The sequence below is a fragment of the Streptomyces sp. NPDC054840 genome (genome assembly GCF_053611065.1).
The window spans coordinates 1-7,692 of the sequence record NZ_JBSGZP010000347.1; the positions used below are offsets into that span (position 1 = coordinate 1).

Below are 7,692 nucleotides of genomic sequence, written 5' to 3' on the forward strand. Positions count from 1 at the left end.
GGCCGGGGTGCGCCGCGCGTCCCGGGCGGCGGGTCTGGCGGAGCCGGAGCGGATCGTCTGGGCGGACTCGCCCCGGGCGGCGGTAGGCCTGCTCGGCGCGGACGACGGGCCGTGCGGGCCGGCCGCGCGCGGCCGCGGCGTACGGGAGGCGGTGCGCAGCGCGCCGTGGGCGGCCGAGCGGGACCGGGCGCAGCGGCGGCTCGGCCCGCAGGGCTGGGGCCGGCACTGGAGCGCGACGGGCGGCCGTCTGTGGGAGCACACGGAACGCCTGGCGGAACGGGTCCGCAGCGGTCTCGTCGAGGAGTTGACGGCCGGGTCCGCCGCCCCCGCGGCAGCGGAGCGGTCGCTGCGCCTGCTGCTCCTGGACGCGGTGCTCGGGCAGCACGACGCGGCCTGGCTGTGCGCCTTCGACACACAGCAGGGCACGCCCCTGCACGGACTCGGCGTCGTGGCCCGCTCGGCCGGCTGGTGGTGGCCCTACGAGCGGCTGGTCGTGCTGTGCGAGCGCCCGGTGGAGCTGCACCGCGACGAGGCGGGCAGGCTGGACCGCGGGGACGGCCCGGCGCTGGCGTTTCCCGACGGGTTCGCGCTGTACGCGTGGCGGGGCATGCCCGTTCCGGCCGAGTTCCTGGCGGGACTGGGCACGCTGACGCCGGAGCGGATCCGGGAGGAGGAGAATGCCGAACTGCGCCGCGTGATGCTGGAGTTCTACGGCTACGACCGCTATCTGCGGGAGTCGGGGGCCACCCCCGTGCACCGGGACGAGACGGGTGTCCTGTGGCGCATACCCATGCCGGCCGACGAGGCCGTCGTGATGGTGGAGGTCGTCAACTCGACACCGGAGCCGGACGGCACCAGCCGCACCTACTGGCTGCGGGTGCCGCCGACGACCCGGACGGCCCGCCAGGGAGTGGCCTGGACGTTCGGCCTCGAAGCCGAGGCGTACGCACCGCTTCGGCAGACGTGAGCCGACAGCGCGGGCGCCGCATCCTCAGGCGGGCTGGACGGCGATGGTGCAAAGGCGTTTGGTGGCCCGGGTCAGGGCTACGTACAAGTCCCTTTCCCCACCGGGGCGGGCCGTGATGATTTCCTCGGGGTCCATGACGACGACCCCGTCGAATTCCAGGCCGCGTGTTTCGGACGCCGGCACGATGCGTGCGTGGTGGGCGATGCCCTGGGCCGTCAGCTCGCTCACCCTGGTGTCCGCGCAGATCACTCCCAGAAGCTCGCCCGGGTGCGCGGCGCTCTGGGCGCGGAGTTCCTGAACGACGGCGGTGACCAGCCCGTCCGGAGGCGTGGTCACGGTGCGAGGGCTCTCACCGCTTCGCAGTGCCCGTGTGGGCTTCTGGTCCGGAGCGATCCGCGTGAGCAGGTCCCGGACGCTCTCCAGGATCTCCTGCGTGGTGCGGTAGCTGACGGTCAGGTGGTGCAGTCGGAACCGGGGTCCGACGTGGGGGCTCAGCGCTTCCTCCCAGCCGCGTGCTGTCGCGACCGGGCCTGCCTGGGCGAAGTCACCCACCAGCGTCATCGCCCTCGCCGGACAGCGGCGGACGATCATCCGCCACTGCATGCCGGTCAGTTCCTGCGCCTCGTCGACGACGACGTGCCCGTACGTCCGCTGAGGGGGGCCGTCGACCAGGGTCGCCGCCTCGTCCAGCAACGGCACGTCCGCATCGGTCCACGGGTCGTCCGGACCGCGCAGCAGAAGGGACCGCTCCTGAGCGGTCAGGCGGGGCAGGCGCTCGGCGAGAGCGCCGGCGTTCGTCAGGAGCGCCTTCACGAGGTCACCGGGTACCAGCCGGGGCCACAGCACCTCGACCGCTCGGTCGACACCGGCGTCGTCGAGCAGATCGGCTCGGATCGCGTCCAGGTCCAGTTCGTGGACCGGACCCGGGTCGGCCGCACCTTCGGCACGGCGCTGGTCGGCTCCCGTGAACCGGTCGAGGTCCAGGCCCGTCATGCTGGCGGCATCGGCGTCGATCTGCTCCAGGAGATCGCCCATGTCGCGTTGCATCGCGTCGGTGACGGCATCGACCAGGAGGTCCTTGAACACCTGGCGCGCGGGGTTGTGCCCCGGTGCGGCGGCCACGGCGGCCTCGCGCGCCGTGGCGACTTCCTCGCCGGACAGGTGAACCAGTTCCTGCGCGACCCGCACCGTGAAGCCGCCCGCGGGGGCTTGGTGGCCGCGCAGCAAGCCGGCCAAGGCGTCGGCGAGGTCGGAGCTGCCCTTGAGGCGGGCCGTATCGAACGGGTCCACCGTGTCCGTGGACACTCCGGCCAGTTCCTGGCAGGTCGCCAGCGCGACGTCGTTCTCTCCGAGCGAGGGAAGGACCTGGGAGATGTAGTCGAGGAACCGGGCGTTCGGGCCCACCACCAGGACACCCTCCTCCGCGGCGCGCGGGAACGCGTACAGGACGTAGGCCGCCCGGTGCAGGGCGACCACCGTCTTGCCGGTGCCGGGCCCGCCCTGCACCACCGTCACCCCGCGGTGGGCGGAGCGGACGATCTCGTCCTGCTCGGCCTGCAGTGTGGCGACGGCCGCGTGCATCCTGCCCGTACGCCGTGCCGACAGAGCCTCGGTCAAGGGGCCGTCCCCCAGGACGTCCTCATCGGTCGGGGCGGTCCCGTCCAGCAGCTCGTCGCTCACCGAGACGACCGTGCGTTCTTCGAGGCGCAGGTGCCGACGCCGCCGCAGGTCCATCGGGTGGACCGGTGTCGCCTCGTAGAAGGGCCGCGCCGCGTTCGCGCGCCAGTCCACGAGCAGAGGCAGGTCGTCCTCCTCCGTATGGAGTCCGATCCGCCCGATGCGCAGGGCCGTGCCATCCCTCCGGTCGATGCGACCGAAGACCAGCCCTTTTCCGGCGCCTTCCAGCCGGCCGATTTCCTTGGCCAGACGCTCGGCGGCGATTTCTCTCTCGTATGCCTCACCGGCGCTTTCCGCCGGGGCCTTCAGCACACTCGCTCGGTCCGCTCGGGCCTCGGAAAGCCGGTCGGTGAGCAACTCGTATAAGGAGGACACATAGTCCCGCTCCGATGCAAGCGCACGCACGGCGGAGTCATTCATATTCGACAACAGGGGGCTCCTTCGATTCGAGCCCCACCGTACGGTCGAATATCCCTGAAGGTAAGTCTTGACTTACTTGGTAGCCCATGGCCCTGGGACTGCATTCGTGACGGCTGACCCTATGCATGACCTGCATTACGCCGTTTCGCATATCGCTCATTGAGCTTCCGATGCCCGCCTGCCTTATGGCCGGCCGTCCTTGAATACCGGCGATGTCTTGCCGCGCTCGGGATAAGGGGGCGCCCCCTGGGGTGACGTACGCCGCACGGGTGAGCTCGAAACGTCGCTCGGCCCCGGCTTTCACGCTGCGCCGACCCCACGCCTGGCGATTTGCGTCACATGTCCCTGTTTTGCCCGCTTCCGAAAGTGAATCAGACCACTCTCCGCAATGCATTGCGCATGGGTTCCGGAAGTCGGGGCAGGCGGCCGGATCACGTCGGTCTGACCGACAGGGGGACTCAAAGGAACGAAAGGCAATACGTACCGTGACGGCAGCACAGCAAACCATCCACGTGGGCGGAGAGTGGCGCGCAGCCCTTTCCGGGGCCACGCGCGAGATCATCGACCCCGTCGACGCGACGCCCTTCGAGGTCGTGGCGGAGGGCGGTGTCCTGGACACCGACGACGCGGTGGCGGCGGCGCGGGCCGCCTTCGACGCCGGTGCCTGGCCGCGCACGCCCGTCGCCGAGCGGGCCGCCCTGCTGCGTCGGGTCGCCGCGCTGCTGGAGCGTGACCGGGAGCGGATCGGCGCCCTGGAGAGCCGGGACGCGGGCAAGACGCTGGAGGAGGGCCGCGTCGACGTCGACTGCGTCCGCGACGCCTTCCGCTACTTCGCCGACCTCGTGGAGAACGAGAACGACGGCGGACGGATCGTCGACGCCGGCTCCGACGAGATCCGCAGTGTCGTCGTGCACGAGCCGGTCGGGGTTTGCGCCCTGATCACGCCGTGGAACTACCCGCTGCTCCAGGCCAGCTGGAAGATCGCGCCCGCGCTCGCCGCCGGCAACACCTTCGTGATCAAGCCCAGCGAGATCACCCCGCTGACCACCGTCGTACTGATCGAGCTGCTTCTGGAGGCCGGACTCCCGCTCGGTGCGGCCAACGTCGTCACCGGTCCCGGCGACACGGTCGGCGCGCGGCTCGCCGAGCACCCCGATGTCGACCTCGTCTCGTTCACGGGTGGTCTCCTCAGCGGCACCAAGGTCGCCCGGTCCGCTGCGGACAGCGTGAAGAAGGTCGCTCTCGAACTGGGCGGCAAGAACCCCAACGTCGTCTTCGCCGACGCCTGTGCGACGCCCGAGGACTTCGACACCGCCGTCGACCAGGCCCTCAACGCCGCCTTCATCCACAGCGGCCAGGTCTGCTCCGCCGGCTCCCGCCTCATCGTCGAGGAGCCGCTGCGCGACCGGTTCGTCGCCGAGCTGGCCCGCCGGGCCGATCTGATCCGGCTGGGACGCGGAACCGACCAGGGCGTCGAGTGCGGTCCCCTGGTCTCCGCGGCCCAGTTGGCACGCACCGAGGCGTACGTGGCCTCCGCCCTCGCCGAGGGCGCGGTCCTGCGGGCGGGCGGCGGGAGGCCGGCCGGTCCCGGCTACTTCTTCCGGCCCACGGTCCTCGACCGGTGCCACCGCGGCATGCGCGTCGTCCGCGAAGAGGTCTTCGGCCCCGTTCTCACCGTCGAGACCTTCCGCACCGAGGAAGAGGCGGTCGCCCTCGCCAACGACACCGAGTACGGCCTCGCCGGAGCGGTCTGGACCTCCGACGAGCACCGGGCCCGGCGGGTCGCCGGCCTGCTGCGGCACGGCACCGTCTGGATCAACGACTTCCACCCCTACCTCCCGCAGGCGGAATGGGGCGGCTTCGGGAAGTCCGGCATCGGCCGCGAACTGGGCCCCGGCGGCCTCGCCGAATACCGCGAGGCCAAGCACATCTACCAGAACCTCGCCCCGCGCCCCGTGCGCTGGTTCGCGGGCACGACGGCGAAGGGCTGAGCATGAACGACCACCACGTGAACGACCACCACGTGTCCGACGACCACGTGTACGACTACGTCGTCGTCGGCGGCGGCACCGCCGGGTCCGTCATCGCCTCCCGCCTGACCGAGGACCCGGACATCAGCGTCGCCGTCATCGAGGGCGGTCCCAGCGACGTCGGCCGCGACGACGTCCTCACCCTGCGCCGCTGGATGGGCCTGCTCGGCGGTGAGCTCGACTACGACTACCCCACCACCGAGCAGCCCCGCGGCAACTCGCACATCCGCCACAGCCGCGCGCGGGTGCTGGGCGGCTGTTCCTCGCACAACACCCTCATCGCGTTCAAGCCCCTTCCCTCCGACTGGGACGAGTGGGCCGAGGCCGGTGCCGACGGGTGGGGCGCGGCGGCCATGGATCCGTACTTCGCCCGGCTGCGCAACCACATCGTCCCTGTCGGCGAGGCGGACCGGAACGCGATCGCCCGGGACTTCGTCGACGCGGCGCAGACCGCGCTCGGCGTGCCGCTGGTCGAGGGCTTCAACAAACGCCCCTTCGACGAAGGCGTCGGCTTCTTCGACCTCGCCTACCACCCGGAGAACAACAAGCGTTCGTCCGCCTCCGTCGCCTATCTGCACCCGTTCCTGGACCGGCCGAACCTGCACATCGCCCTGGAGACCTGGGCGTTCCGGCTGGAGCTGGAGGGCGCCCGCGCTACCGGCGTGCACATCCGTACCAAGGACGGCGCGGCGCACGTCGTACGCGCCCGGCGCGAGGTCCTGGTGTGCGCCGGGGCCGTGGACACCCCCCGCCTGCTGCTGCACTCCGGCATCGGGCCGCGCGCCGACCTGGAGAAACTCGGCATCCCCGTCGTGCACGACCTGCCGGGTGTCGGGGAGAACCTGCTCGACCACCCCGAGTCGGTCATCGTGTGGGAGACCCACGGACCGATCCCGGAGAACTCCGCGATGGACTCCGACGCCGGGCTGTTCGTCCGCCGGGACCCGGAGGCCGAGGGCCCGGACCTGATGTTCCACTTCTACCAGATCCCCTTCACCGACAATCCGGAGCGCCTGGGCTACGAACGGCCCGCGCACGGCGTCTCGATGACCCCGAACATCCCCAAGCCGCGCAGCCGCGGCCGGCTCTACCTGACCAGCGCCGATCCCGAGGTCAAGCCCGCGCTGGACTTCCGGTACTTCACCGACGAGGACGACTACGACGGCCGAACCCTCGTCGACGGGATCCGCATCGCCCGGCGGATCGCGGCGAGCGAACCGCTGGCCGGCTGGCTCAAGCGCGAGGTGTGTCCGGGCCCCGAGGTGACCTCCGACGAGGAACTCAGCGCGTACGCCCGTCAGGTCGCACACACCGTCTACCACCCGGCGGGCACCTGCCGCATGGGCGCCGCCACCGACGAACTCGCCGTCGTCGCGCCCGACCTGAAGATCCGAGGCCTCGACGGCATCCGGATAGCCGACGCGTCCGTATTCCCCACCATGACCGCCGTGAACCCCATGATCGGCGTGCTCATGGTCGGCGAGAAATGCGCCGACCTGCTGGGAGGAACCACCCGATGAACCACCCGACGACCCCCCCGATGAACCACTCGACGAACGCGACGAACCATTCGATGCAAGCGCCGCACACAGCGGCGGAGGCCGTCTTCTCCGTACGCGACCTGTGGAAGGTCTTCGGCCCGAAGGCGGACCGCGTGCCCGCCGACCAGGAGCTCGGGGCCCTCGACGCCGCCGAGCTGCGCGAACGTACCGGCTGCACAGCCGCCGTCCGCGATGTCTCCTTCGACGTCCGCAAGGGCGAGGTCTTCGTCGTCATGGGCCTGTCGGGCTCCGGCAAGTCGACGCTCGTCCGCTGCCTCACCCGGCTCATCGAACCGACCTCGGGCACGATCTCCATCGACGGGGAGGACGTGCTGTCCATGGACACCGGCCGGCTCCGCGAGCTGCGCCGGCACCGGGCGGCCATGGTCTTCCAGCACTTCGGACTGCTCCCGCACCGGACGGTGCTCGACAACATCGCCTACGGGCTGGAGATCCAGGGCGTGGGACGCGGTGAACGGCGCGAACGCGCGGCCGAGTTCGTGACCAAGGTCGGCCTGGACGGCATGGAGCACCGTAGGCCGAGCCAGTTGTCAGGCGGCCAGCAACAACGCGTGGGACTGGCCCGCGCCCTCGCCGTGGACCCCGAAGTCCTGCTGTTCGACGAGCCGTTCAGCGCACTGGACCCGCTCATCCGCCGGGACATGCAGGAGGAGGTCGTACGCCTGCACCGGGAGGAGGGACGCACGATGGTCTTCATCACGCACGACCTGAACGAGGCCCTGAAGCTGGGCGACCGCATCGCGCTGATGCGCGACGGCCGGATCGTGCAGCTCGGCACGCCGGAGGAGATCGTCGGCGCCCCCGCCGATGACTACGTCAGGGACTTCGTCCGGGACGTGCCGCGCGAACAGGTGCTGACCGTGCGCTCGGCGATGCGCCCCGCGCTCGGGGACGAGTCGCAGGCCGCAGGTCCCGCGCTCGCCCCGAGTGCCACCGTCCACGAGGCCATCGAGGCCGTCGCCCGTACCGGCGAGAACGCGCGGGTCGTCGAGGACGGCAGGTGCCTCGGCGTGGTCGACCACGCGGGACTCCTCGG

Annotated in this window: 5 protein-coding genes; 4 read left to right on the forward strand and 1 reads right to left on the reverse strand. The window is 71.1% G+C overall.

What is annotated here, in order from left to right; all coding sequences use genetic code 11:
• Positions 1–967, forward strand: a 967-nt coding sequence (locus ACWGIU_RS23060; protein ID WP_453708615.1) for a DUF6745 domain-containing protein, incomplete at its 5' end; no start/stop codon positions are given.
• 24 nt (positions 968–991) lie between these two features.
• Here ACWGIU_RS23060 and ACWGIU_RS23065 read toward each other — a convergent pair.
• A complete protein-coding gene (locus ACWGIU_RS23065; RefSeq protein ID WP_453708621.1) occupies positions 992–3,064 on the reverse strand; it encodes a HelD family protein in 2,073 nt (690 codons plus the stop codon).
• Positions 3,065–3,549: 485 nt separating this feature from the next.
• On the opposite strand from ACWGIU_RS23065, the gene ACWGIU_RS23070 reads away from it, so the two are divergent.
• From ACWGIU_RS23070 to ACWGIU_RS23080, 3 genes are all read left to right on the forward strand, one after another.
• Positions 3,550–5,055, forward strand: coding sequence for an aldehyde dehydrogenase family protein (locus ACWGIU_RS23070; RefSeq protein ID WP_453708617.1), 1,506 nt, complete (start codon positions 3,550–3,552; stop codon positions 5,053–5,055).
• Between the two features lie 2 nt (positions 5,056–5,057).
• The gene (locus ACWGIU_RS23075) at positions 5,058–6,614 is read left to right on the forward strand and encodes a GMC family oxidoreductase (RefSeq protein WP_453708619.1); all 1,557 of its coding nucleotides are present in this window, start codon (positions 5,058–5,060) and stop codon (positions 6,612–6,614) included.
• A gap of 53 nt (positions 6,615–6,667) precedes the next feature.
• The coding region (locus ACWGIU_RS23080) for a quaternary amine ABC transporter ATP-binding protein (RefSeq protein WP_453708623.1) at positions 6,668–7,692 on the forward strand (1,025 nt) is incomplete at its 3' end.